Source organism: Streptomyces sp. NPDC008092, assembly GCF_042957285.1.
Classification (GTDB): Bacteria; Actinomycetota; Actinomycetes; order Streptomycetales; family Streptomycetaceae; genus Streptomyces.
Genome location: NZ_JBIBHY010000002.1, coordinates 607,304 through 632,490 on the forward strand (window position 1 = coordinate 607,304; position 25,187 = coordinate 632,490).

Sequence of the window (25,187 nt, forward strand, 5' to 3'; positions counted from 1 at the left end):
GTCATCTGGTCCAGTAGCGGAGGTTGCGGAACCGGGCCTCCGCACGGCCGGAACCGTGGTTGTAGACGCCGTTCTTGAAGTAGCGGGTGGCCGGGCCCCGGTCGTCGACGGTCAGGACGAGGGAGTTGTCCAGGTAGACCTTGACGGTCCCGGTCCCGGTGCTCGCCTCGTGGGCGATCTTGACGTTGAACCAGGTGTCGTACGCGTCCGTCCTGAGCACCGTGCCGTCGTAGCGCCGCACGGTACCGCCGCCCGTGTCGTACACGTCGAGCATGATGTCCGTCGCCGGGGTGCCCGAGGGATGGACGCTCCGCAGGATCTGCACGAAGGTCGCGCCGTCGGTGCCGGACGGCAGATAGACGTCGGCGTCCCACATGTGGCCGCCCGTGCTGTAGTCGACCTTCCAGCGCATCTCCGTGCGCGGGTCCGTGTCGCTGCCCTCCTCGAACGGCTCGTCGGTGGCGTACACCCACATCCGCTCGACGCCCCCGCTGGAGCTGTGCCGGTCGCTCAGATCGAGGTTCCAGGGCTTCTGCCAGCTGTAGGCGAACGAGGTCTGCGTCCATCCGTCGGTCGGGGCGGCGGCCGCGACGGCGACGCCGTCGGTCAGGCCGGCCAGGGGGAGGGCGAAAAGCGCTCCGGTGCCGGCCCGTAAGAGGGATCTCCGGTTCATCGACGGTCCTTTCCGGTGGGGGAGTCGAGAGATGGTGCGCTCGCAGGCAACTCCAATACATCGGAGGAGTCAAGGACTTGGGTCATGGTTATCGATATGAACGTGAAGCTCAAGGCGGTTGATTGACTCAAGTCGGCGTGATCGTAGCCGTGTTGGGGTTGTTGACAGGCGTAAGCCGGGTCCCTAGGTTCCCCGATACACCCGATGTATCGATGATCCGTCAGGTCTGGAGGACGATGATGACCTCGCACCCGGAGCAACGTTCGCCGGTGCCCCGCAGAGCCGTACTCGGCACCGCCCTCGGCGGAGCGGCGGCCGCCGTGACCCTGCCCGGAACCGCCCACGCGGAGGCGGCGGCACCGGCCGCCGCGGGGGCCCGACGCCCCTGGAAACTCCGCAACACCATGACCGCCGACGGCGCCTGGGACCGCTTCCTGCGCGGCCAGGACCTGCTCTGGAGCAGGCTGCCGACCCTCTGGTACGAGGGGCCGTTCCTCGGCGACGGCCTGCTCGGCAGCATGATCTACCAGGAACCGGGCGCCAACCAGATCCGGTTCACCGTCCAGCACGGCCGGGTCCAGGACCACCGCCCCGAGTTCGGCAGCGGCTGGGGCACCGCCCGCCTGCCCGTCGGCCACCTCACCCTCGAACCGGCCGGCACCGTCACCGCCGTCGACTGGCGCCTCAGCCTGTGGAACGCCGAGCTCACCGGCACCGTCACCACCACCGCCGGCACCCTCACCCTCGCCGCCCTCATCCACGACGAGGTCCTCGCCGTCCGGGCCACGGCCGCCGGCGGCGAGCGCGTCACCTGGACCTTCCACCCCGAGGAGGCGATCAGCCCCCGCAAGATCCAGGAGGCACCGCCCGCCGGCTACACCGCCAACCCGCCCTGGACCACCCGGACCACGGCCGACGGCACCGAACAGGTCCTCCAACCCCTCACCGGCGGCGGCCAGACGGCCACCTCCTACCGCCGTACCGGCGACGAACTTCTGCTGAGCGTCGGGCACAGCTTCCCCTCGGACAGTGCCGCGGAGGCCGACTCCCGGCGGAACCTGCGCAGTGCTATGTCATACAGCACACTCAGGCGACGCCACACCCGCTGGTGGCACGCCTTCTACCGCAAGAGCTTCGTCTCCTTCCCCGACCAGCGCCTCCAGAGCTTCCACTGGATCCAGCTCTACAAGGTCGCCTCCGCCAGCCGCGCCGACGGCCCGGTCATGGCCACCCCCGGCCCCTGGCTGGAACCCACCCCCTGGCCCGCCGTCTGGTGGAACCTCAACGTCCAGCTCGAATACTGGCTGATCCACGCCTTCAACCACCCGGAACTGGACTCCCTCGCCACCACCCTGCGCCAGAGCCAGGAACAGCTCACCGCCAACGTGCCCGCCGCCTACCGCGCGGACAGCTCCGGCATCGGCCGCAGCTCCGACATGTTCGGCAACCGCGAGGTGGGCCGGCCGGGCACCGGCGCCGAGACCGGCGACCTCACCTGGGCCCTGCACAACGTCTGGCTCTCCTACCGCCACTCCATGGACAAGTCCCTGCTCCGCGACACGATCTACCCGCTGCTGCGCCGCACGATCACCTACTACTGGCACTTCCTCACCCCGGGCAGCGACGGCAGGCTGCACCTTCCGAGCACGCTCTCGCCCGAGTACCCGGTCGTCCCGCCGCAGGACACCAACTACGACCTGGCCCTGATCCGATGGGGCTGCCAGACCCTCCTCGACTCCGCCGAACTGCTGGGCATCGACGACGAGTTGAAGCCCCGCTGGCAGGAGATCCTGGCCCGGCTCACCCCGTACCCGGTCGACGACAACGGCTTCATGATCGGCGCCGACACCCCGTACGCGCAGTCCCACCGCCACTACTCGCACCTGCTGATGGTCTACCCGCTGTACCTTGTCAACTGGGACCAGCCGGAGAACCGCGACCTGATCACGAAGTCCGTCGTGCGCTGGCACGCGCTGACCGGAGCCCATCGCGGCTACAGCTACACCGGGGCCGCCTCGATGTACGCGATGACCGGTGACGGCGACACCGCCATCGGTTACCTGCGGAAGTTCTTCGACCCCACGACCCGCTACCCCTGCCGGGCCAACACCCACTACACCGAGGCCGGTCCGGTCATCGAGACCCCGCTGTCCGCCTCGCAGTCCCTGCACGACATGTTCTGCCAGAGCTGGGGCGGGATCATCCGGGTCTTCCCGGCCGTCCCGACCGCCTGGGCGGACCTCACCCTGCACGACTTCCGCACCCAGGGCGCCTTCCTGGTCAGCGCGGTACGCAAGGCGGGCAGTACCCGCTTCATCCGGATCCGCAGCCTGGCCGGCGAGCCGCTCAAACTGCGGCACGGCCTGACCGGCCCCCTCACCGTCCTGCTCGACGACGGCGCCCCGGCCCGCACCCGCGACCTCGGCGACGGCACCCTCGCCATCGACCTGCCCCGCGGCCGCGAGGTCCTCGTCCACTCCGGCCCCCGCCCCGACCTCGTCGTCGCCCCCGTCGCCGTCAGCGAACCGGGCGCGGCGTGGGGACTGCCGTAACCACCGACCGGAAGGCAGGCTCCTCATGGCCGTTCCCCTCACCAGAACCATGGCCGCCGCGCTCTGTACCGGGCTGGCGGCCACCCTCCTCACGACCGCGACCGCGGCCGCATCCGCATCCGCACGGGTCGGGCAGCAGTGGCAGCCGCCGCACACCTGGACCGTGTCCGAGGCGGCGCACGCGCCCCGCGCCCGGATAGCCCTCGACGACACCACCGGCACCCTCAGCCTCACGGTCTCCCGCGACGGCCGTACGGTCATCGAGCCGTCACCCGTCGGCATCGTCACCCAACAGGCGGACCTCTCCCAGGGGTTGCGCTTCCTGCACCGCAAGGACCGTACGATCGAGGAGCGTTACCGGGCGAAGTCCGGCAAACGCCTGGACCGCCGGGTGCGGATGAACGAGACCCGGCTGTCCTTCGCCACCGCCGCCGGTGCCCGCCTCGACCTCGTCGTCCGCGCCGCCGCGGACGGCATCGCCTACCGGTACGTGCTGCCCGCCGGGTACGGCGACGTCCTCGGCGAGACCTCCGCGTTCGACCTGCCGGCGGACGCGGGCGCCTGGCTCAGCACCTACCGGGTCGACAACGAGGGCCAGTTCAACCAGTACACCGCCGCGACCGCCCCCACCGGCGAGTACTCGGACCAGGCCCTGTTCGCCACCGACGGCGGCTACACCCTGCTCGCCGAGTCCGACCTCACCGGCAGCTACTCCGGTGCCCGGCTCGCCCACACCCAGGGCACCGGCACCTACCGCGTGAAGCTCGCCGACAGCCAGGTCCACACCGACGGGTCCCTGACCACCCCCTGGCGGGCCATGATCACCGGCGACCTCGCCACCGTCACCGGGTCCACCTTCACCGACGACCTCGCCCCGGCCTCCAAGGTCGCCGACACCTCCTGGATCCGCCCCGGCACCGTGCTGTGGACCTGGCTGGCCGGCGGCCGCACGGCAGGGCAGAGCCTCGACGCGCAGAAGGCGTACGTCGACTACGCGGCCGCCCACCACTGGCCCTACGAGGCCGTCGACTCCGGCTGGTACTTCAAGAAGGACGAGTGGGACGTCACCGACCCCGACTGGCAGACCGACAGCTGGATGCCCGAACTCGTCGACTACGCAAAGGCCAAGGGCGTCGGGATCATCGTCTGGATCCACCAGCGCGACCTCGACACCCCCGAGGAACGCGCCCAGTGGCTACCGACGCTGGAGCGCTGGGGCGTCAAGGGAGTCAAGATCGACTTCATGAACTCCGAGGCGCAGTCCATGTTCCAGTGGTACGACACCATCCTCGCGGAGACCGCCGCCCACCACCTCATGGTCGACTTCCACGGCGCCACCCTCCCCAAGGGCATCCAGCGCACCTGGCCCCAGGTGATGAGCATGGAGGCCGTCGGCGGCGAGGAGAAGCGCACCAACACCGCCGCCCACCTCACCACCCTGCCCTTCACCCGCAACGTCATCGGCTCCATGGACTTCACCCCCGGCGGCTTCCAGCGCGTCGGTCTGCGCCCCAACTCCGACGCGGCCGAGGCCGGGCTCACCGTCGTCTACGAGTCGGGGCTCCAGATGTTCGCGGGCACCCCCGAGTCGTACGACCAACGGCCCCTCGCCCGGGACTTCATGGACCAGGAGCCCGCCGCCTGGGACGACACCCGGCTGCTGGCCGGCAGCCCCGGACAGGAGGCCGTGCTCGCCCGGCGCAGCGGGAACCGCTGGTTCCTCGGCGGGGTGTACGCCGGTGCCGCCCGCACCGCCACCGTGCCGCTGGCCATCGGCCGGGGCCGCTGGCTGGTCGAGACCATCCGGGACGGGGCCGACGGTCTCGTCCAGGATCGTCAAGTGGTGAGCGGCGGTGACGAGTTGAGCGTCGACGTCGTGGCCAACGGCGGCTTCGCCGGGATCGCCTGCCCCTGGCGCCCGGGCGTCACCACCTGCTACCGCTGAGCCGTCACCACCTGCTACCGCTGAGCGCGCACCGCCGCCCGGCGGGCACCGAGCAACAGCTTGAGGGTGCCCGCCGTGGACGGCGACGCCGAACCCCGCAGCACCCCGGTACCCCGGGCCAGTACCGCCTCGGCGGTCATCAGCTCGATCTCGACGAGGGCACTCACCATCGGCCGGTGGGCGGGCGGCATCAGGTCCAGCACCGCCCGCCCCGACCGCAGATCGGTCCGGGCCCGCTCGACCTCGTGCTCCACCAGGGAGCGCAGCCCGTCGGAGGCCCGGCCCGCTTCGAGGTCCGCCACCGTGACCGAGAAGTGCTTCAGCGTCTCCGCCGGGATCCCCGGATGGCCCTCCCGCAGGTCCTCGGCCAGGTCGTTGACGAAGTCCAGCCGCTGGCTGCCGTCGATCAGCGTGCGGCAACCGGCCCGGAACCGCCCTTCCGGGTCGTTCTCGGGCCCCAGCAGTGCGGCGATCGGCAGGAAGGCGGGCAGGGAGTAGGCGTCCACGTAGGCCTGGTAGTCGGCCTCCGTCGTGAAGCCGTCGAACGCCAACTCGGCCGCGGCGGTGGGCAGATACGACTCCACGACCTCCCGGTGCCGCGGGAACGAGGCGATGGTGTGCAGCAGGGTGCGGATCAGCGGATCGTCACTGGTCCCGGTCTCCAGCGCGTTGCGCACCCGCTCCTCCCAGGCGGCCCAGGCTGCCGCCCGCTCCGGCTTCGGGCCGGAGTCCAGGAGGGTGTCCCCGTGATGCATCACGGCCGTCGCCGCCACCACATGGGGCAGCACGGCGGCCGGCAGCAGCACCCGGCAGGCCAGATAGGCACTGCGCCGGTACCGCCGCACCAGCCGGCGCTGGACGCTGTAGTCCCGGCGCAGTTCCGGGTCCGTGATGCCTGCCGCGGTCAGGGTCTTGCTCCACGCGCTCACCCGGTGATCGTAGAGGAACCCGGTCCGGAGCCGGACCGCCCGGTCGGCCGTACTGCTCGAACGGGGCCGGCCGGGCTTCGCGTGCCTCTACGGTGCGAACGGGCCGTCGCAGAGCACCTAGAGTTGCGAAGCTCCGCCGTCGACAGGGAACTCCGTCCCCGTCGAGAAGGTCGCGCCGAACGCCAAGTACGCCACCGCGGCAGCCACTTCCTCGGACCTCCCCAGCCGCTGCATGGGGATGGTGCTGCGGTAGGTGTCCTTCATCGTCTCGACGACGTCGGCGGGCAGGGAGCGGTCCAGGATGCCGGAGTCGATCGGGCCGGGGCTCACGGCGTTGACGCGCACCTTGCGTGGCAGCAGCTCGCGGGCCAGGGTGCGCGTCATCGACCGCAGGGCCGCCTTGCTCGCCGAGTAGACACTGAGCGCGTCGAGGCCCAGGACGTTCACCACCGAGGTGGTGAGGACGACGCCGCTTCCCTCGCGCAGCAGCGGCGCCAACGCCTGCACCGTGAAGTACGGGCCCTTGGTGTTGATGCCGAACACCGCGTCGTACATCTCCTCCGTCGTCGAGTCGAACGGCGCGGACGCGGTGACACCGGCGTTGACGAACAGCGCGTCCACCGCGCCGAAGCGCTCCCTGACCGTGCCGGCCAGCGCCTCGACGTCCTTCAGGTCCGCGGCGTCGCTGCGGACGGCGACCGCCTGGTCTCCCAACTGCTCCAGCGCGGCGTCCAGGGTGGACCGGCTGCGGCCGGTGATCAGGACGCGCGCCCCGCCGTCCGCGAACAGCCGGGCCGCAGCCAGGCCGATACCGCTGCTTCCACCCGTGATCACGATCTTCTTGCCTTCGTAAGTGGTCATGCCCCCAACCCAAATATCCAGCCGCACTCCCTGTCCAAGACCTGTTCCGTATGCCGTCATGCGCCAGGCGTATGCCGACACGCGACGTACCCTGGGCGAATGGACGTCGATCTTCGGCTCGTGCGCTATTTCACGGTCGTGGCGGAGTACGGCAACTTCGGCCGGGCCGCCACCAGGCTGCACCTGGCGCAACCGTCGCTGAGCCGTCAGATCCAGCGGCTGGAGGCTCAGCTCGGTGTCCGGCTCCTCGACCGTTCGCCGCAGGGCAGCAGCCTCACCGACGCCGGTCGGGCATTCCTGCCCAGGGCCCGGACACTGCTCCAGGAGGCCGAGCAAGCCGCTCGCACGGCCAGGGCAGCCGCCCAGCCCCGCACCCTCACCATCGGCTACGCCGAAGGCCTGGTCATCACCGCCTGCGTGCAGGAACTGCGCCGCCGGCACCCGGACGGCCAGGTCCGCACCCGGCACCTCGACTGGCGGGACACACGCGCCCTCGCCGAGGGGCGGGTGGACGCCCTCGTCGCGTACCGGCCGCTGTCCTTCCCCACGGACGGCCTCCGGGTGACCGAACTCCATGAGGAACCGCGGGTTCTCGTCACGTCGGCCGGACATCGTCTGGCGAAGGAGAAAGCCGTCAGCCTGCGGGCCCTGTCGACCGAGGAACTGGTGGCCTGCGTCAGCACTCCGGTCCTCTGGAGCACGCCCAAGCCGGTCGGCGACCGCCCGGCACCGGCCCCGCCCGCGGCCGACGACAGCTACGAGGACAAGCTGGAACTCGTCGCCACCGGCCACTGCGTCGCGATCTTCCCCGCCGGCGACCGACGTGCCGCCGTGCGCGAGGACATCACCCTGGTGCCGGTCACCGACATCGATCCCTGCGAGGTCGTACTCGTCACGCGCGCCGACGACCCCAACCCGCTGCTCGGACCACTGGAGGACGTCGCACGCGCAGTGCTCGGCACCGCCTCCCGACGGTGAGGACACGAAGGTCCGTCACCCAGGCGCCGCCGCGCTCGGGATAATCCCGGCGACGTCGTCGGTCCTCCCCGGAATACTGGTCGCCCATGGATGAGGTCGAAGTCGTCGTCGCCCATTCCGAGCGGGCGACCCTGCGCGTCGGTGACGTGTTCCTGAAGGTGGACGTCGATCAGGCGCGCATGGACGCCGAGGTCGAGGCGATGTCCCTCGCACCCGTCCCGACCCCGGAGATCCTGTGGCGCAGGGCGCCCGTGCTCGCGCTCGCCGCACTCCCGGGGACGACGCTCGGGCGCCTCGGCGGGCCGTCGACCGGGTCACCGACGGCGTGGGCCGCGGCGGGTGCCGCCATCCGGAAACTGCACGACGCGCCGCTGCCGGCCCGGCCGGGCCGGGCCGGGCGGAGCATCGACGCGCTGACGGCGGAACTCGACGGCGAGTGCGAGGTGCTCGTGACGAACGGTGTCCTGCCCGCCGACCTGGTCACCCGCAACCGCCAGGTCGCCGAGGCCGCGCTGCGGCCGTGGACTGCGGCGTTCACGCACGGCGACCTGCAGATCGCGCACGTCTTCGTCGACGGCGACGAGGTCACCGGCATCATCGACTGGTCCGAGGCGGGCCGGGGCGATGCCCTGTACGACCTTGCCACCTTCACGCTCGGACACGAGGAGCACCTCGACGACGTCATCGCCGGCTATGGCGGCGACGTCGACCTCGGCGTGATCCGCGCGTGGTGGTCGTTGCGCAGCCTGCTGGTGGTTCGCTGGCTGAGCGAGCACGGCTTCGACCCCTTCGCGCCGGGCTGCGAGGTCGACGTGCTGAGATCCCGGATGTGAGGCCGCCCGGGCCACTTGGGCCCAGGAAGCCGTGAAAGGACAGGCTCAGGAAAGGGACTTCAGGAACTCCAGCAGGGCCGCGTTCACCTCGTCCGGCCGCTCCTGCTGGGTCCAGTGCCCGCAGCCCGCCAGCCTGACCGGCTCGCGCACCAGGCCGGGCATCAGGGTGGGGAGGCGCTCGATGAGTTCGGGTGTGCCGGGGAACGCCGGGACCAGGTCACGGTCGCCGTAGACGTACAGCGCGGGCGGGGTGACGACGGCGCCCTGCCAGGGGGCGGTCAGTTCCCAGTTGCGGTCGAGGTTGCGGTACCAGTTGAGGGCGCCGGTGAAGCCGTGGGAGAAGCTCTCGGTGAGGGCGTCCAGGTCCGCCTCGGTGAACCACGGCGGCAGGACCTCCGGATCCGGCATGTCCGCGAGCCAGCCGCGCTCGGGGTCGACCAGCGGCTGCCGGATCTCGCCGGTGCCGGCGCCCTCCCCGGACGCCATGGTGAAGAACTTCCGCAGGGTGGTGCGCGGGTCGCGGGCGAACTCGGCGTCGGCGACACCCGGGCGGTTGAAGTAGTTCCAGTAGAAGCGGCCGCCGAACCTCCGGTCCATCGTCCCGAGCGGCGGCTGCGCCCCGCGGAACGGCGGCGGCACGCTCAGCCCGGCCACCCCGCGCACCACGTCGGGGCGGAACAGCGCGGTGTGCCAGGCGACCGGCGCGCCCCAGTCGTGCCCGACCACGAACGCCCGCTCCTCGCCCAACTCCCGGATCAGCCCGACGACATCGCCGACCAGGTGGAAGATGCTGTACGCGTCGACGTCCGCGGGATGATCACTGCTGCCGTACCCGCGCTGGTCGGGAGCGACCACGTGGAAGCCGGCCGCGGCCAGCGGTCCGAACTGGTGCTGCCAGGAGTGCCAGGACTCCGGGAAGCCGTGCAGCAGTACGACCAGGGGGCCGGAACCCTCCTCGGCGATGTGCAGCCGGATCCCGTTCACGTCGACCATTCGATGCTGGACCATGTGCACGAGCGTACGCGCAACGATCTTCGGCTACCCGTCCTGCCCGGCTCCGGACACGGGGGAGGCGTCCGCAGCCGGCGGAGGCGGCGCGGGCGGTCTGGGGCCCCCGCCCGCGACGGCGGCGGCGTCGAAGGCGTGCGTGGCCTCGGGCGCGGTGCCCGGCAGCAGGAAGGACCGGGCCTGCTCCTCGAAGCGCCGGTCGGTCACCGTCTGGCGGGTGTGGTGCTGGGCCAGGTGCTCCGCCCAGGGTAGGACACCGCGTTGAAGGCGAACGTCCACCCCGCGCCGGCGGCCGCGACCAGCACACCGCCGACGGCCGGTCCGATGGCACGGGCCAGGTTCATGTTGACCGCGCCCAGCGCGGAGGCCTGGCCGAGCTGGGCGCGGCCGACGAGTTCGGGCTGGATCGCCTGCCAGGCCGGGCTCATCAGGGCGGTGCCGCAGCCCAGCAGGAACGTCAGCGCGAGCAGCGCGCCCGGGGCGAGCGCGCCGGCGAAGGCCAGTACGGCGAGGACCGCGGCCACCGCGCACATGGCGACCTGGGCGACGACGAGCAGCCCGCGCCGGTCGAACCGGTCGGCGAGCACCCCCGACGGCAGCGCCAGCAGGACGACGGGCAGGCTGGACGCGGTCTGCACGAGCGTGACCAGGGTCGCCCCGTGGCCGAGCAGCAGCCACTGCGCGCCGACCGTCTGCATCCAGGTGCCGATGTTCGACACGAACTGCGCGATCCACAGCGCCCGGAACACCGGCAGTGCCAGCGGCGCCCAGGCCGAACCGGGAGCTGGGAAGCGACCGCCACCGCCACTGCCGACGCTGACGCCACTGTCGCCGCCGTCGTGCTTCGTGGTGCCTGCCATGTCGCCGCTCCGCGAGAGGTGGTTGCCGGGCCGGCCGCCCCGGTCCCCGCCTGCCTGGCTTTCCTACGCGGCTTTCTTGCGCGCCGGGGCCGCGCCCCCGCAAGCAGGGACGCCCTCCCGGCTCGCCCCCTGCCCGAACGGGCAGCCCCCGGGCCCCGGTCGCGGTGGTTCGCTCCCCGACCGCGGATCTGTCAGGAACCTTGATTGACGGCGATCCATCGGCAGGAGAGATTGATGCCATGGAGCTGCGGCATCTGAAGTACTTCCTGGCGGTCGCGGAGACCCGCAACTTCACCCGGGCCGCCGCCCGCTGCTACGTGGCGCAGTCCGCGCTGAGCCAGCAGATCGCCCGGCTGGAGAAGGACGTCGGTACCCCGCTGTTCCACCGCACGAGCCGGTCGGTACGGCTGACCGCCGCCGGCGAGCTGCTGGAACCGCAGGCCCGGCGGATCCTGGCGGACGTCGACAACGCCCGGGCGGCCCTCGATGCGCTGGCCGGGCTGCGCCGGGGCCGGCTCCGGCTGGGCCTCGTACAGACGATGGCGGTCTCCGTCGACATGGTCGAGGTGGCGGCCGAGTACCGGGCCCGCCACCCCGGCATCGACCTGCGGGTGTCCAACGCGCCCAGCTCCCGGATGGCCGCCGAGGTCCTCGCCGGCACCCTCGACCTCGCGGTGGTCGGGCTCGGGGCCCGGGAGGTGCCGGAGGGCCTGGACCACCGGGCGCTCGGCAGCGCCCCGCTGGTCGCCGTCGTACCCCGCGAGCACGCCCTCGCCGACCGGGAGGCCATCGACCTCGCCGACCTGCCGGACAGCCACCCGCTGATCCAGTTCTCCCGCGGCAGCGGCCTGCGCCGGCAGGTCGAGGCGGCGTTCGCCCGGGCCGGCGTCGAGGCGGGCCACGACTTCGAGGTCGGCCAGGTCCACGACATGATCCGGCTCGCCGTACGCGGGGTGGGCGTCACCGTCGTCCCCCGCTCCTCCGTCGTGGGCCCCGGCTCCCTGCTGGGATTCGACACCGACGGCGAACTGCCCCGCGGCGCCCGGATGCTGCGCCTCGTGGACGAGGAGGCCGTGCACCACATCTGCGTGGTCTACGACGGCACCCGCCTGTCGCCGGCCGGCACGGCCTTTCTCGACGTGCTCGACCGGCACGTGAGCGGACGATCGGCATGAGCGATCGCTGCGTCCGGATCCATATGTTGGACAGCATGACCGGAGCGGCCGGACGCTGAAGGGGACGCACCCCACCAGGTGTGTCCCCGCTCCCGACCCGAAGGGACCACCATGTCGATCATGGACGCGGTCCGGCCCGTGGTACGAGACGCACGCGCCACCGTGCTGCCCGATCCGGCCGACCGCCACGGCCCCCTGCCCCCGGCGCTGCTCGCCCTCACCGTGGTCACCGGCCTCGTGGACTCCTTCAGCTACCTGGTGCTCGGCCGTGTCTTCGTCGCCAACATGACCGGCAACATCGTCTTCTCCGGCTTCGCGATCGCGGGCGCCGCCGGCTTCTCCCTGGCCGCCTCGCTGGCCGCGCTGGCAGCCTTCGCGGCGGGCGCGCTGCTGGGCGGCCGGATCGCCCACCGCTGCCGGGCCCACCGCGGCCGCGTCCTGCACCTGGCCCTCGTCCTGGAGACGGTGCTGATCCTGGCGGCCTACGCCGTCGCCCGGTTCCACGCCCCGCTGCAGGCGGCCGGGGCCCGCTACCCGCTGATCGCACTGCTCGGCCTCGCCATGGGCATCCAGAACGCGACGGCCCGCGCACTCGCCGTGCCGGACCTGACCACGACCGTCCTGACCATGACCGTCACCGGCATCGCCGCCGACAGCAGGGCCGCCGGCGGCCACGGAGGCAGGACGGGCCGCCGCGCCCTGTCGGTGCTGGCGATGTTCGCCGGAGCCCTCGTCGGCGCCTTCGCCGTCCGCTACGGCGACCCGGCCCTGCCGCTGCTGCTCGCCACCGTGCTCCTCGTCGGCTGCACGCTGCACGCCTTCGGCCTGACCCGCTCGGACGCGAGCTGGACCGCCCCGCTGTGACCTCGGTCCGCCGTCGGCCCCCGTCGGTCGGTGCGGGGGCCGACGGCGGGTGCCGCGCTCAGAACGGGTAGTGCGCCTGCTGGGTCGCGAGGGTCACCCAGCGGGTGTTGGAGAACGCCTCGATGCCCCACCGGCCGCCGAACCGGCCGTACCCGGACGCCTTGACCCCGCCGAAGGGGGCATGCGGCTCGTCGGCCACGGACTGGTCGTTGATGTGCACGATCCCGGTCCGGATCCGGCGCGCGACCGCCAGCCCGTGCGTCGCGTTCTCGGTGATGATGCCGCAGGTCAGGCCGTTGTCCGTGTCGTTGGCGAGGGCGATCGCGGCGGCGTCGTCAGCGAACGTCTCGACGACGCCGAGCGGTCCGAAGGCCTCCGCGTAGTACAGCTCGGCGTCCTTGGGGACGTCGGCGAGTACGGTCGCCGGGTGCACCGCGCCCTCCGGCCGGCCGCCTCCGGTGAGCACGGTGGCGCCCTTGCCGACGGCGTCCGCCACCAGCCCGGCCACGCGCTCCGCCGCGGAGGCGGTGACCAGCGGGCCCACCACCGTGTGCGGGTCGCCCGGGTCGCCGGCCGGGAGGGCGGCGACCTTGGCGCCGAGCTTGCGGGTGAACTCCTCGGCGAGGGACTCGTGGACGAGGATGCGGTCGCCGGACATGCAGATCTGCCCGGAGTTCATGAACATGCTGAAGGTGACGGCGTCCACGGCGTAGTCCACGTCGGCGTCCGCGAGGACGAGGACCGCGTTCTTGCCGCCCAGTTCCAGCACCGCCGGCTTGAGATGCCGTGCCGCGTGGGTGCCGATGATCCGGCCGACGCCGGTGGAGCCGGTGAAGTTCACCGCCCGCACCCGCGGGTCGGCGATCAGCGCCTCCGCGATCAGGGCCGCGTCCTCGCGGGCGTTGGTGACCACGTTCAGCACCCCGTCGGGCAGGCCGGCCTCGCGGAGCACGTCCGCCACCAGCAGCCCGCAGGCGATCGGCGCGTCCTCGCTGGGCTTGACGACGACCGTGTTGCCGGCGGCCAGCGGCGCCGCGACCGCCCGGACGCCCAGGATGACCGGGGCGTTCCACGGCGCGAACGCCGCCACCACCCCGAGCGGCTCCCGTACCGCGAGCCCGAGCGTCCCCTCCTCCTGGGCGCTCAGCACCTCACCCCGCGGGGCGGTGATCGCGGCCCCGGCCTCGCGCAGGATGTTCGCGGCGAGACCCACGTTGAAGCCGGCCCACGGCCGGGTGCCGCCGACCTCCTGGGCCATGAGGTCGGCGACGTGCTCCGCACGGGATTCCAGCAGGTCGGCGGCCTTGAGGAAGATCGCGCGCCGGGCGAAGGGGGCGAGCGCGGCCCAGGCCTCGAAGGCCGCGTCGGCGGCGTCCACGGCCCGGGTCACGTCCTCGGGCCCGGCCGCGGCGACCGTGGCGTAGACCTCGCCCGTGTAGGGGGCGATGTCCTCGGTGGTACGGCCGGACAGGGCGGGGACGTCCTTGCCGCCGATCAGAAGTTCGCGAAAGAGGGGCATGGGCGCAACCGTAGGAGCAACATGTTTAGAGTTCAAGCATTTGTGCCGTGCTTGTCTCGGGCGGCCGTCCGGGTCGGCCGGCCCAGGGCCCAGAACAGGACACCGAGGAGCATGAACCCGACGAGCGGGATCAGCTCCGTCAGCAGGTACTTCCCGCGCTCGGCGTGGGTCCAGCCGTCCGGCGCGTAGTCGGCGCCGAACCAGTGGTCGCCGGCCCCGGGCGCGACCAGCTGCACGCTGGCGAAGAGGATCAGCAGGGTGAGGACCCCGCTGATGACCCAGGGGAGGGGAGCCCGGTACGGGCGGGGCGTGTCCGGGTACTTGCGGCGCAGGAACGGCAGCGCCGGGAAGATGCCCAGGTAGCTGACGAGGGTGGTCGACACGGCCAGGCCGAGGACCGCCCCGAAGAGCTTCGCCGCGCTGCCGTTGGTCAGCTGGTGGGCCAGGATCAGGACGCCGGTGGAGACCAGGCCGCTGAGGATGTTCACCCGGACCGGGGTGCCGAACCGGCTGGAGATCACGCCGAGGAAGCGGGGCGCGGCGCCGTCGTAGCCGGAGACGGCCAGGGCGCGGTCCGAGCCCATGATCCACGTGACGCCGGATGACAGCACCGTGAGGATGAACATGATCGCGGCCAGGTCGCCGAGCACGGTGCCGAACCCGCTGAGCGTGGGCGTGCCGTCGGCGGCGACATGGCCGCCGTACACCGTGAAGACCTGGCGGATCGCGTCGACGAAGCCGCCGAGGCCGGTGATCGCCTTGACCGGCAGGACGAGCAGGATGCCGAGGATCGGCAGTGCGTACAGCAGGACCGAGATGACGGCGCTGCGGAAGATGCCGTAGGGGACGTCCTTCTGCGCGTTCGTCATCTCGTCGCCGGCCGTGTTGGGCAGCTCGAAGCCGACGTAGTTGAACATCAGGACGGGCACCAGGCCGACGAACCCCGCGTAGGTCGGCGAGAAATCGCCGATGCCGAAACCGTGCAGACCATGCTGGATCCCGTACACCACGACCGTGACCGTGAACAGGCCGAGCAGCACGAACCGGCTCCAGGCGCCGATGGTCGGGATCCACTTGCCGACGTCGAAGGAGAGGATCGCGGCGAGCACGCCCACCCAGACGAAGACGAGGGTGAAGACGTAGAAGGCGGCGGTGCTCAGGTCCTTCCCGTCGTTGAAGAAGGTCGTGTACGCCGTGACGGCGGAGACGGCGAGGGTCCCGCCCAGCCACACCGGGTTGGTGATCCAGTACAGGAAGTTGTTGACGGCACCGGCGAGCCGGCCGAAGGCCCGGCTGGTCCAGATGTAGGGCCCGCCCTCGTCGGGGAAGGCGGCCCCGAGTTCGGCGATCAGCAGCGCGGAGGGCACGAAGAACACCACGGCCAGCACGATCAGCCAGGTGAACGCCTCGGCACCGGACGAGGCCACGGCACCGATCGTGTCCACCCCGACGATCGTGCACAGCAGGAAGAACAGGATGTCGAAGCGGCCGAAGTGCTTGCGCAGCTTCTGCCGTTCCGCCTGGGCGGCGGCCGGCGCGTCGACCGGCTCGGGTGCGAGTGGGGCAGCGGTCACCGGGAGCTCCAGCGTGCTCGGAGGAGGGGCGCGATCCGGCCATGGTCCACTGCACCGCACAAGCACACAAGCGCTCGGACCCAAGTCGTGACCATCGTTTCCGGCACTCACAGCGGCCGGAAATCTCCAGGAAACGCCAGGACCCGGCGCGACCCGCTCCCGGCTTCCGGCCGCCGCCGTGGAGAGCGCCCGCCGCCGCGCCGCCGGTGCGCTCCTGGCCGCGGCCGTCGCCGCGGGGTACCGGCCCCGGCCGGCGCTTCCCTCCGGCGGGGTGCCGGCCCCGGTCCGGGCGAGTCACCCGGGCAGGTTTCGGATCCGCGGCGACGTGAAACGCCGACGGTGAGGAGGCATCGTGAACGCGGTCATGGAGAGCGTGCGGCTGCCCGCCGCGGGGGTGCGGCTCGACGCCGACGTGGCCGTCCCCGAGGCGGCCAGGGGGTTCGTGCTGTTCGCGCACGGCAGTGGCAGCAGCCGGCACAGTCCCCGGAACCGCTTCGTCGCCGGCGAACTCCAGGCGGCCGGGATCGGCACCGTGCTCGCCGACCTGCTCACCCAGGAGGAGGAGCGGACCGACGCGGTCACAGGGGCGCTGCGCTTCGACATCGGCCTGCTCGCCGCGCGCCTGACCGACCTCGCCGACCGGCTCCTGGAGTACGAGCCCGTCGCGGGCCTGGGGTGCGGGCTGTTCGGCGCCAGCACGGGCGCGGCGGCCGCGCTCGTCGCCGCGTCCGCGCGTCCGGAGACGGTCCGCGCGGTCGTCAGCCGGGGCGGCCGGCCGGATCTGGCCGCGGCCGCGCTGGCGTCCGTCCGCCCGCCGACGCTCCTGATCGTCGGCGGCCGCGACCGGGAGGTCCTGCGGCTCAACCGGGCGGCGGCACGGCGGATCCCCGGCGAGACCCGGCTCGAAGTCGTCCCCGGCGCGACCCACCTGTTCGAGGAGCCCGGCACCCTGGAACGCGTCGCACACCTGGCCCGCGACTGGTTCACCCGCCATCTGCCGGACTGACGCCCTGGTTCCGCCAGTCCCTGTTGCACCCACCTATTTGACAGATGAATAAAAGTTATGGCCCAGTTGTACAGAAGCAGTGCCGGAGGGGCCGCGCAACGGCCGCGCGCATGAGGGCGGAACCAGGAGGGCAGCGCTTGAACGACCGGATCGATCCGCGCGTCACCCGCACGGTCCGCGCCTTCGAGCAGGCCGTCGTGGAGCTGGCCTCGGCGCGTCCCGTCTCCCGGATCACCGTCGCCGAGCTCGCGGACCGGGCCGGCGTCACCCGGGCGACCTTCTACAACCGCTACAGCACCCCGCTGGACCCGCTCATCCAGGTACTCCACGACGACCTGGAACGCGGCCACCGCCGGGAGGAGGAGCTGCGGGCCCAGGGCGGACACTCCGACCGGGAACTGCTCCGCCTCGCCACGGCGGAGGTCGCCGACCACGTCGAACGGTTCCTGGACGTCTACCGCAACTCCCTCGCCGACCCCGCGGACAGCGGTGTCTACGAGGCACTCGTACGGCACTTCGGCGAGTACACCCTGGCCTTCCTGGCCCGCCGCGAGCAGCCCGGCCTGCCCGGCGCCGACCGCAAGGTCATCGCCCAGTTCATGGCCCACGGGTTCGCCGGCGCCATCAGGACCTGGCTCGACGACCCGTCCGTCACCAAGGACGACCTGGTCGACGCGGCCGTGGCCTGCGCCCCCGCCTGGTGGACGTCCGGCCCCGCGCCGGACGCCGCCTCCCAGCAACGGAGATCCTCGTGAACGTCGTCGTGTTCGGTGCGTCCGGCATGGTCGGACAGGGCGTCCTGCGCGCCTGCCTCCTGGACCCCACGGTCGGCAGCGTCCTGGTGGTGGGCCGCCGCCCGCTCGGCATCACCCACCCCAAGCTGACCGAGGTCGCCCACGACGACTTCACCGACCTGTCCGCCGTCGCCGACCGGCTGACCGGCCTGGACGCCTGCTTCTACTGCCTCGGCGTCTCCGCCGCGGGCCTGAGCGAGGCCGAATACACCCGCGTGACCCACGACTTCACGCTCGCCGCCGCCCACGCGGTGCTCGCCGCCAGTCCCGGCCCGACCTTCACCTACGTCTCCGGCGAGGGCACCGACAGCACCGAACAGGGCCGCACCATGTGGGCACGCGTCAAGGGCCGCACCGAGAACGCCCTGCTCGCCCTGCCGATGAACGCGTACATGTTCCGCCCGGGCTACATCCAGCCCCGGCACGGAGCGGTCTCCCGGACCCGCTCCTACCGCGTCATGTACGCCCTCACCTCGTGGCTCTACCCCCTCCTGCACCGCCTCGTCCCCGCCCACACCACGACCACCGAACACCTGGGCCGCGCCATGCTGGCGGTGACCCGCCCGGGCGTGACCGAGAGCCGGGTGCTGTACAGCAAGGACATCAACCGCCTGGGCGCCTGACCGGTCCCTCAACCGCTCCGTCCGGCGGCCGACGACGCCGCCCGGCGCGCGGCGACGACCATGACGACCAGCGCCGCCAGGGTGAGCGCGGCGCCGGTGTACAGCGGCGCCGTGTAGCCGAGGCCCGCGCTGATGGCCAGGCCGCCGAGCCAGGCGCCGAGGGCGTTGCCGACGTTGGACGCGGACACGTTGGCACTCGCGGCCAGCGCGGCGCCCCCGGCCGCATCGGTCACCCGGGTGATCATGCCGGGTACGGCGGCGAACCCGGTCACCCCCATCAGGAACACCAGCAGCACCGACGCGGGGGCACTGCCGGCCAGCAGGCCGAACACGGCCAGGGTGCAGGTCAGCCCGAGCAGCGCGAGCACCAGCGCGCGGTCCCGGTCCCGGTCCGCCGCGCGCCCGCCGACCACGTTCCCGACGACCAGGCCGACGCCGTACACCATCAGCAGCCAGGCGACGGCGGCCGGGGAGAACCCGCCGACCTCGGTGAAGGTGTAGGCGATGTAGCTGAACGCCCCGAACATCCCGCCGTAGCCGAGTGCGGTGGCGGCGAGCGTGAGCCACACCTGCCCGGAGCGGAACGCGCGCAGCTGCGCCCGCAGCCCGCCGCCCGTCGCGTCCCCCGGCACCGCACCCGCCACGGCCGGCACGAGGGCGGCGATCCCGGCCAGCGCGAGCACTCCGATCGCGGTGACGGCCCAGAACGCCGCCCGCCATCCCCAGCGTTCGCCGACCAGCGCGCCGAACGGCACACCCAGCACGTTCGCGAACGTCAGCCCGGCGAACATGACGGCCACCGCGCGGGACTTCCGCTCCGGCGCGACCAGGCTCCGGGCGACGAGGGAGCCGACGCCGAAGAACGAGCCGTGGCAGAGCGCGGCGACGATCCGCCCGAGCAGCAGCACGCCGTACGTGGGCGCGACCGCGGACAGCAGGTTGCCGACGACGAACAGCACCACCAGGCCGACCAGGACCCGCTTGCGAGGCAGCCGTGCCGTCGCCGCGGTGAGCGCGATCGCGCCGACGGCGACACTCAGCGCGTACCCGGAGACCAGCCGGCCCGCGGCCGCCTCCGACACCGAGAAGCCCGCCGCCACCTGGGGCAGCAGCCCGGCGATCAGGAACTCGGTCAGCCCGATGCCGAACCCGCCCAGCGCCAGCGCGACAAGCCCGCCCGGCATCCGTCCCCGCACCGGCAAGTGCCGTTCCCCGACCGCGGATTCACCCATGCGCCGACCCTCGCCGCCGACGGACGCTCCGTCCATGGACAAAGATCGGCGGCCCTTGGACGAACCGGTGAGCGGAGGAACAGAAGGGCGGTGCGGGAAAAGCGCTGGACGCGTGCGCCCTCGGTGCGTAGCGTCCGTCGCACCGTGACGTCGGACGAGGAGGTGAGACCCGTGAACGCTGTTTCCGCGTGGGTGCTCCCTCGCTCCGTCACGGTCGGGCGATCGACGTAGGTGTCGCCGGGAGCGCCTCGACAACAAGGCACTCCCGAAAGGCAACACCCCATGCATTCTGTGCAGTTCACCGCCGAGACGTCGTCGGACGGCGTCGTCGAACGCGACTTCACCATGGGCGGGATCCCCGGCGTGCTCTGGTCCCCCGCGCCCGGCTCCGCCTCCGCTGCCGCCTCCGGGCCCGCGCCCCTGGTCCTGATGGGCCACGGCGGCGGCACCCACAAGAAGTGGCCGGCGATGCCGGGCCGCGCGCACCGGATCGTGTACGGCTGCGGGTTCCACGTCGCCTGCATCGACGCGCCCGGTCACGGCGACCGCCCGCGCACGGCCTACGACGAGCAGGAGATCGCCGCGCTCTACCGGGCACGGGAGGCGGGCGAGCCGGAAGGCCCGATCGTCGTCCGCTACAACGCCCACCTCGCCGAGCGCGCCGTGCCCGAGTGGCAGGCGACCCTGGACGCCCTCCAGGAGCTTCCCGAGATCGGCGCCGGCGGACCGGTGGGCTACTACGGCCTCAACATGGGCACCGCGATCGGGGTGCCGCTGACGGCCGCCGATCCGAGGATCACCGCCGCGGTCCTCGGCATGCACTGGCCCGACGCCCTGGCCGCGCCGGCACGGCGGATCACCGTCCCCGTCCAGTTCCATCTCCAGTGGGACGACGAGCACATCCCGCGCGAGGCCGGTCTCGCCCTGTTCGACGCCTTCGCCTCCACGGAGAAGACCCTGCACGCCAACGCGGGCAGGCACAAGGAACACCCCAGGTTCGAGGCCGACAGCGCGGCCCGGTTCTTCGCCCGGCACCTCACCCGGCCCGTGCCGGCGCCGGTCCTGAGCTGACGGCCCGTCGGCGCCCGGCAGCCTGCCGGGCGCCGGCACCGCTCCTCGCGAAACCCTTTCTTCACACCTTGACTTAACATCACGGATATTGCTTGGATCTCGGTTCGGCACGGCACCACCCCCGACACCCCCACAGAGTCCAGGAGTTGCTGTGAGACGTACGATCACCGCCGTCGCGGCCGTCACTGTCATGACCCTGCCGCTCATGGGGGCGGGCCCGGCCGCCCAGTCCGGGCCCGCCGGCGGGAGCGCCGGGCACGGCCAGGCCGTCACCGGCACCTATTCCACCGGCGGCACCCGGGCCTGGCAGCCCCTCCCGGTCGTCAGGACGGGCGCGGACCCCGGCGGCTCCGTCGACGCCACGGTGGTCGCCGACCCGAGCGCGCTGCGGCAACGGTACACGGGCATCGGCTTCTCCCTGGACGAGACCAGCGTCTCGAACCTGTGGAAGCTCACCCCCGCCGAACGCGCCAGGGCCGTCCGGCTCCTCGTCGACCCGGAGCACGGCGCGGGACTCGACCGGTTCCGGCTGACCATCGGCAGCCCCGACCTCATCGAGCACCTGCCGTTCTGGTCCGAGGACGACCTGCCGGCGGGCGTCACCGAGGACTTCGGTCTGAAGCACTTCTCCGTGCAGCGGGACATCGACCTGCACATCATCGACACCGTCAAGCTCATCCAGCACTACAACCCGCACGCCACGTTCTTCGCGTCGGCATGGAGCGCACCGGCCTGGATGAAGACGAACAACCGCTTCCTCGGCGAGGTCGCCCTCAAGCCCGGGAGCAGCACGGACTACTACCAGGTCGGCAAGTTGCGGGACGACTGCATCGAGGTGTTCGCCCGGTACTACGTCAAGTTCGTCCAGGCGTACGCCAGGCACGGCATCCGGGTCGACGCGCTCACCCTGCTCAACGAGCCCGGCATGGACGTCGTCTACCCGGCCATGGACATCAGCGTCGCCCAGCAGCAGAAGCTGGCCCTCGCCATCAAGCGCGAGATGCGCGCCGCCCGCCTGGACACCCAGCTCTACGTGCACGACTTCAACTTCTGGGACTGGCACGACCCCAACAGCACGGCGACCAAGAACTACTACCGCATCTTCCAGGACGCCCCCGACGGCTCGGTGACCGGCGCCCAGGTCCGCAAGGCGGCCGACGCCATCGCCTTCCACCCCTACTGGGGCGACCCGACCGTCATGCGCGACGCGTTCGAGGAGTTCGGCAAGCCCGTCCAGCTCACGGAGACCAGCGACCTCTCGCCCTCGACCGTCCTCGACGACTTCCGCCTGGACGCCGGTTCCTACATCCTGTGGGCCCAGACCACCGACCAGGACGGCGGCACCCTGCACTGGACGCCGGCCCGGGACAACAACATCGACTGGGACCAGGTCGCGGCCACCACCAAGTGGAAGGACCGGCTGGTGACCGTCGACACGGAGACGCGGAAGTTCTCGGTCCGCGACGAGCTGTACGGGCTCGGCCAGTTCGCGAAGTACCTCTCGCCCGGCGACGTCCGCCTGGAGTCCAGCGCCACCGAACACGGCATCAGCAACGTGGTCTACCGCACCCGCGACGGCGGCTACGTCACCGTCCTCGGCAACGGCAACGGCAACGGCACCGACAGCAAGGTCCGGGTCACCGTCGGCGGCCAGAGCTTCGTGACGACCGTACCGGCGGGCTCCTACGCCACCTACCGGTGGCAGGGCCGGGCGTAGGGCTAACCCCCCGGGGTGAGAGCAGGCCTGCCGGATGGTGACGGCCCGGCCCCTCCGCGAAGCTGGCGGGAGCCGCAGAACACGCGCAGTCCGCGCAGTCCGCGCGGACCGCGCAGCCTGCGGAGCCGAGGAGGCCCGTCTTGCTCACCCGCCGTACCGCCCTGCTGTCGGCCGTCGCCGCCACCACCCTGTCCGCCGTGTCCGCGCGCACCGCGTCGGCCGCGCCGCACCCGGCAGGGCCGGTCCGGCTGACCCTGCCCGAGCCCGGCGGCCCGCACCCGGTGGGGACGGTCTCCCTGCGCCTCGTCGACACCGCACGCGCCGATCCCTGGATCACCGCACAGCCGTACCGGGAGCTGATGATCAGCATCCGGTACCCGGCGCGGGACGTCGACGGCCGTCCCCGGGCACCGCAGATGCTGCCCGGGGAGGCCGCCGGGTTCGTCGCCGTCAACAACCTCGACGGCGTGCCCGCCGACAAGGTCGACTGGGCGGCCACCCGCACCCACGCGCACGAAGGCGCCCCGATCGACCGGGACGGCGGCCCGTACCCGGTCGTCTGCTACTCACCCGGCACCGGCGACCCGCGCTCCCTCGGCACCACCCTCTGCGACGACCTCGCCTCCCGCGGCTACGTCGTCGTGATGCTCGACCACACCTACGACGCCACGGCCGTCCAGTTCCCCGGCGGCCGCGTCGAACACACCGTGCTGCCCGCGGAGTACGCCAAGGCGTCCCCGGACAGGAAGCGCATCACCGCCCTCCTGAAGAAGACGATCGACGTACGGGTGGCCGACACCCGTTTCCTGCTCGGCGAACTGCCGCGAGCGCTGCCCCGTGGACTGCGCGGCATGCTCGACCTGGACCGCCTCGGCATGTTCGGCCACTCGGCAGGAGGCTTCACCGCCCTCCAGGCGATGCACGACGACCGGCGCATCGCGGCCGGCGCCGACCTGGACGGCGTGGTCGCGTACGTCCAGGAGGACTACGAGTCCGGCAACCTCTCCACCGTCGCCGCCGAGGGGCTCGACCGGCCCTTCCTGCTGGTCGGCAAGGACGGCAACGACCTGGGCACGGTCCCGTCCTGGAACTCCCTGTGGCGGCACAGCCGCGGCCCGCGCGAGGGCCTGACCCTGTGCGGCGCCGAACACGCCACGTTCACCGACGAGGAGGCGGTGGTCCCGCAGATCGCGCGCCGGCTCGGGCTGCCCCGGGAGACGGTCGTGAAGAACATCGGCACCATCGCCCCGGCCCGCGCGATCCCCGCCGAACGGGCCTGCCTCGCCTCCTTCTTCGACCGCCGGCTGCGCGGCCGGAAGGCGGAAGGCCGGCCGGGCCGCGCCCCGGAGGTGCGGCCCTTCACCCGGTGAACGGCCGCCTGCCTTCCCTTGCCGTACCGGCCCTCGGGCTCACGCCGGGAGCCAGCACAGACCGTCCCCGGTGACCCCGAGCCGCCCGGCGCCGGACGGCGGCGCGGCCGGGCCGTCCAGCGGGGCGCCGTACAGGGCCTGCTCCTGAAGGTCGTTGCCGGTACGGAAGGTCTCGGTGACGACCCGGGTGGTGAGGAGCGGGTTCGTACGGTCGCCGGCGGCGGCCAACCGGTCCACCGCGCCCTCCAGTTCGGCCGCCGCGGCGCTCCACCGGACCCCGAGCCCGCCCGCACCGGACAGCCCGGTGTCACCCGACGCCAGGCCCCCGGCCAGTTCGGCGAAGGCGGCGGCCTCGTCGACGTCCACCCGGGTGACCTTCTTCGCCGACCAGAAATACGAGTCCTCGTCCCGCTCCATGTCGTAGAACGCGACGAGGAACTCGTAGAACACCCCGTACTCCCGGCGGTAGCGCGCCTCGAACTCGGCGAAGCCGCGCTCCTCCGGCACGCTGCCCTCCAGGGCCGCGTTCACCGCGCGTGCCGCCAACAGGGCGCCGTAGGTGGCCAGATGGACGCCCGAGGAGAGCACCGGGTCGACGAAGCAGGCGGCGTCGCCGACCAGCGCCATGCCCGGGGTCCACAGCGACGTCTTCCAGTAGGAGTAGTCCTTGCGCACCCGGACCCGGTCGTACGGCGCCTCCGTCGCGAGGGGTACGTCCGCCAGCAGCCGGGCGACCTCGGGGCAGGCCTTGATCATGTCCTGCCAGGCGGCGCGCGGGTCGTGCCGGACGGCCGCGTAGTGCTCCGGTGCGATCACGGCACCGACGCTGGTCAGGTCGGAGCGCAGCGGGATGTACCAGAGCCAGCCGGCGTCGAACGCGGCACAGAAGATGTTGCCGTCGTTCGGCGCGGGCAGCCTGCGGCCGCCCGCGTAGTAGCCGAACACGGCCAGGTTGCGGAAGAAGTCCGAGTACACCCGGGCCCCGCCCACCCGGCCGTGGATCCGGCTGGTGTTGCCCGACGCGTCGATGACGAACCGGGCGTGCGCGGTGCGCGGGGCGCCGTCCCGGCCGGTGTACTCGACACCGCGCACCCGCCCGTCCTCGGTGACCACCCGGCGTACGGGGCTGCCCTCCCGTACCTCGGCGCCGGCACGTGCGGCGTTGCGCAGCAGGATCTCGTCGAACCGGGAGCGCTCCACCTGGAAGGCGGTCGCGGTGGGCTCCGGGAGCCGCGGTGTCGTCGCGAAGGAGAACTGCCAGGGCTCCGGGTCCCGGCCCCAGCGCAGGGTCCCGCCCCGCTTCAGGGTGAACCCGGCCGCCGCCACCTCGTCGGCGACACCGAGGAGGCGGCACAGGCCGTGGACCGTGGCGGGCAGCAGTGACTCGCCGATCTGGTAGCGGGGGAAGGTCTCCCGCTCCAGCAGCAGCACCCGGTGCCCGCGCCGGGCCACCGCCGTCGCGGCGGTCGACCCGGCCGGCCCGCCGCCGACGACGATCAGGTCGTACTCCCCGTACTCCCCGTACTCGTCGAACTCTCCGTACGCCCCGTACTCCTTGTGCTGTTCGTCTCGCGACGTCATCAGGGAACTCCTCTTCCGATCG

General features: G+C 72.3%; 22 protein-coding genes. 12 read left to right on the plus strand and 10 right to left on the minus strand.

The window, feature by feature from the left end; genetic code table 11:
- Position 1 precedes the first annotated feature (1 nt).
- Positions 2-673, minus strand: a complete 672-nt coding sequence (locus ACFZB3_RS07615; RefSeq protein WP_391371238.1) for a polysaccharide lyase family 7 protein — start codon at positions 671-673, stop codon at positions 2-4.
- Between the two features lie 239 nt (positions 674-912).
- Here ACFZB3_RS07615 and ACFZB3_RS07620 point away from each other — a divergent pair, with 239 nt between their 5' ends.
- Positions 913-3,225, plus strand: a complete 2,313-nt coding sequence (locus tag ACFZB3_RS07620; RefSeq protein WP_391372058.1) for a Tat pathway signal sequence domain protein — start codon at positions 913-915, stop codon at positions 3,223-3,225.
- Positions 3,226-3,250: 25 nt separating this feature from the next.
- Positions 3,251-5,170, plus strand: a complete 1,920-nt coding sequence (locus tag ACFZB3_RS07625; protein WP_391371240.1) for a glycoside hydrolase family 97 catalytic domain-containing protein — start codon at positions 3,251-3,253, stop codon at positions 5,168-5,170.
- Positions 5,171-5,184: 14 nt separating this feature from the next.
- Here the strand turns inward: ACFZB3_RS07625 and ACFZB3_RS07630 are convergent, their stop codons facing one another.
- Positions 5,185-6,099: a squalene/phytoene synthase family protein gene (locus tag ACFZB3_RS07630; RefSeq protein ID WP_391371242.1), complete on the minus strand. Its 915-nt coding sequence runs from the start codon at positions 6,097-6,099 to the stop codon at positions 5,185-5,187.
- 117 nt (positions 6,100-6,216) lie between these two features.
- Positions 6,217-6,960 carry an SDR family oxidoreductase gene (locus tag ACFZB3_RS07635; protein ID WP_391371245.1) on the minus strand — a complete coding sequence of 248 codons (744 nt, stop codon included), beginning with the start codon at positions 6,958-6,960 and terminating at the stop codon, positions 6,217-6,219.
- Between the two features lie 99 nt (positions 6,961-7,059).
- Here ACFZB3_RS07635 and ACFZB3_RS07640 point away from each other — a divergent pair, with 99 nt between their 5' ends.
- Positions 7,060-7,938: a LysR family transcriptional regulator gene (locus tag ACFZB3_RS07640; RefSeq protein WP_391371248.1), complete on the plus strand. Its 879-nt coding sequence runs from the start codon at positions 7,060-7,062 to the stop codon at positions 7,936-7,938.
- Positions 7,939-8,024: 86 nt separating this feature from the next.
- Positions 8,025-8,771 (plus strand): phosphotransferase, encoded by a 747-nt coding sequence (locus ACFZB3_RS07645; RefSeq protein WP_391371251.1) that lies wholly within the window; start codon positions 8,025-8,027, stop codon positions 8,769-8,771.
- A 45-nt stretch (positions 8,772-8,816) separates the two neighbouring features.
- Here ACFZB3_RS07645 and ACFZB3_RS07650 read toward each other — a convergent pair whose 3' ends face one another.
- Genes ACFZB3_RS07650 through ACFZB3_RS07660 form a run of 3 tightly spaced genes read right to left on the minus strand, consistent with a single transcriptional unit; the run spans position 8,817 to position 10,639 of the window.
- Complete coding sequence (locus tag ACFZB3_RS07650) at positions 8,817-9,779, minus strand: alpha/beta fold hydrolase (RefSeq protein WP_391371254.1); 963 nt, start codon at positions 9,777-9,779, stop codon at positions 8,817-8,819.
- 30 nt (positions 9,780-9,809) lie between these two features.
- Positions 9,810-9,986, minus strand: a complete 177-nt coding sequence (locus ACFZB3_RS07655) for a hypothetical protein (protein ID WP_391371256.1) — start codon at positions 9,984-9,986, stop codon at positions 9,810-9,812.
- Positions 9,983-10,639 (minus strand): MFS transporter, encoded by a 657-nt coding sequence (locus tag ACFZB3_RS07660; protein WP_391371259.1) that lies wholly within the window; start codon positions 10,637-10,639, stop codon positions 9,983-9,985. The genes ACFZB3_RS07655 and ACFZB3_RS07660 overlap by 4 nt, the downstream gene beginning before the upstream one ends.
- A gap of 239 nt (positions 10,640-10,878) precedes the next feature.
- Between ACFZB3_RS07660 and ACFZB3_RS07665 the strand changes: the two genes are divergently transcribed.
- Together ACFZB3_RS07665 and ACFZB3_RS07670 are read left to right on the plus strand one after the other, a co-directional pair.
- Positions 10,879-11,814: a LysR substrate-binding domain-containing protein gene (locus tag ACFZB3_RS07665; protein ID WP_391371261.1), complete on the plus strand. Its 936-nt coding sequence runs from the start codon at positions 10,879-10,881 to the stop codon at positions 11,812-11,814.
- Positions 11,815-11,925: 111 nt separating this feature from the next.
- Positions 11,926-12,678: a DUF1275 family protein gene (locus ACFZB3_RS07670; RefSeq protein ID WP_391371264.1), complete on the plus strand. Its 753-nt coding sequence runs from the start codon at positions 11,926-11,928 to the stop codon at positions 12,676-12,678.
- A 58-nt stretch (positions 12,679-12,736) separates the two neighbouring features.
- On the opposite strand, the gene ACFZB3_RS07675 is transcribed toward ACFZB3_RS07670, so the two are convergent.
- Positions 12,737-14,197, minus strand: coding sequence for an aldehyde dehydrogenase family protein (locus tag ACFZB3_RS07675; RefSeq protein ID WP_391371267.1), 1,461 nt, complete (start codon positions 14,195-14,197; stop codon positions 12,737-12,739).
- A gap of 32 nt (positions 14,198-14,229) precedes the next feature.
- Positions 14,230-15,771 carry an amino acid permease gene (locus ACFZB3_RS07680; RefSeq protein ID WP_391371270.1) on the minus strand — a complete coding sequence of 514 codons (1,542 nt, stop codon included), beginning with the start codon at positions 15,769-15,771 and terminating at the stop codon, positions 14,230-14,232.
- A gap of 352 nt (positions 15,772-16,123) precedes the next feature.
- On the opposite strand from ACFZB3_RS07680, the gene ACFZB3_RS07685 reads away from it, so the two are divergent.
- From ACFZB3_RS07685 to ACFZB3_RS07695, 3 genes are all read left to right on the plus strand, one after another.
- On the plus strand, positions 16,124-16,777 hold the full coding sequence (locus tag ACFZB3_RS07685) for a dienelactone hydrolase family protein (protein ID WP_391371272.1): 654 nt from the start codon (positions 16,124-16,126) through the stop codon (positions 16,775-16,777).
- A 137-nt stretch (positions 16,778-16,914) separates the two neighbouring features.
- Positions 16,915-17,532, plus strand: coding sequence for a TetR family transcriptional regulator (locus tag ACFZB3_RS07690; protein ID WP_391371275.1), 618 nt, complete (start codon positions 16,915-16,917; stop codon positions 17,530-17,532).
- Positions 17,529-18,194, plus strand: a complete 666-nt coding sequence (locus ACFZB3_RS07695; RefSeq protein WP_391371279.1) for an epimerase — start codon at positions 17,529-17,531, stop codon at positions 18,192-18,194. Before ACFZB3_RS07690 ends, ACFZB3_RS07695 begins: the two co-directional genes overlap by 4 nt.
- Before the next feature lie 8 nt (positions 18,195-18,202).
- Here the strand turns inward: ACFZB3_RS07695 and ACFZB3_RS07700 are convergent, their stop codons facing one another.
- On the minus strand, positions 18,203-19,378 hold the full coding sequence (locus ACFZB3_RS07700) for an MFS transporter (protein WP_391372061.1): 1,176 nt from the start codon (positions 19,376-19,378) through the stop codon (positions 18,203-18,205).
- Between the two features lie 330 nt (positions 19,379-19,708).
- On the opposite strand from ACFZB3_RS07700, the gene ACFZB3_RS07705 reads away from it, so the two are divergent.
- From ACFZB3_RS07705 to ACFZB3_RS07715, 3 genes are all read left to right on the plus strand, one after another.
- A complete protein-coding gene (locus ACFZB3_RS07705) occupies positions 19,709-20,497 on the plus strand; it encodes an alpha/beta hydrolase (RefSeq protein ID WP_391371282.1) in 789 nt (262 codons plus the stop codon).
- A 151-nt stretch (positions 20,498-20,648) separates the two neighbouring features.
- Positions 20,649-22,214 carry a glycoside hydrolase family 30 beta sandwich domain-containing protein gene (locus ACFZB3_RS07710; RefSeq protein WP_391371285.1) on the plus strand — a complete coding sequence of 522 codons (1,566 nt, stop codon included), beginning with the start codon at positions 20,649-20,651 and terminating at the stop codon, positions 22,212-22,214.
- A 140-nt stretch (positions 22,215-22,354) separates the two neighbouring features.
- Positions 22,355-23,584, plus strand: a complete 1,230-nt coding sequence (locus tag ACFZB3_RS07715; protein WP_391371288.1) for an alpha/beta hydrolase family protein — start codon at positions 22,355-22,357, stop codon at positions 23,582-23,584.
- 39 nt (positions 23,585-23,623) lie between these two features.
- On the opposite strand, the gene ACFZB3_RS07720 is transcribed toward ACFZB3_RS07715, so the two are convergent.
- Positions 23,624-25,165, minus strand: a complete 1,542-nt coding sequence (locus ACFZB3_RS07720; protein ID WP_391371291.1) for a tryptophan 7-halogenase — start codon at positions 25,163-25,165, stop codon at positions 23,624-23,626.
- Between the last annotated feature and the right edge of the window lie 22 nt (positions 25,166-25,187).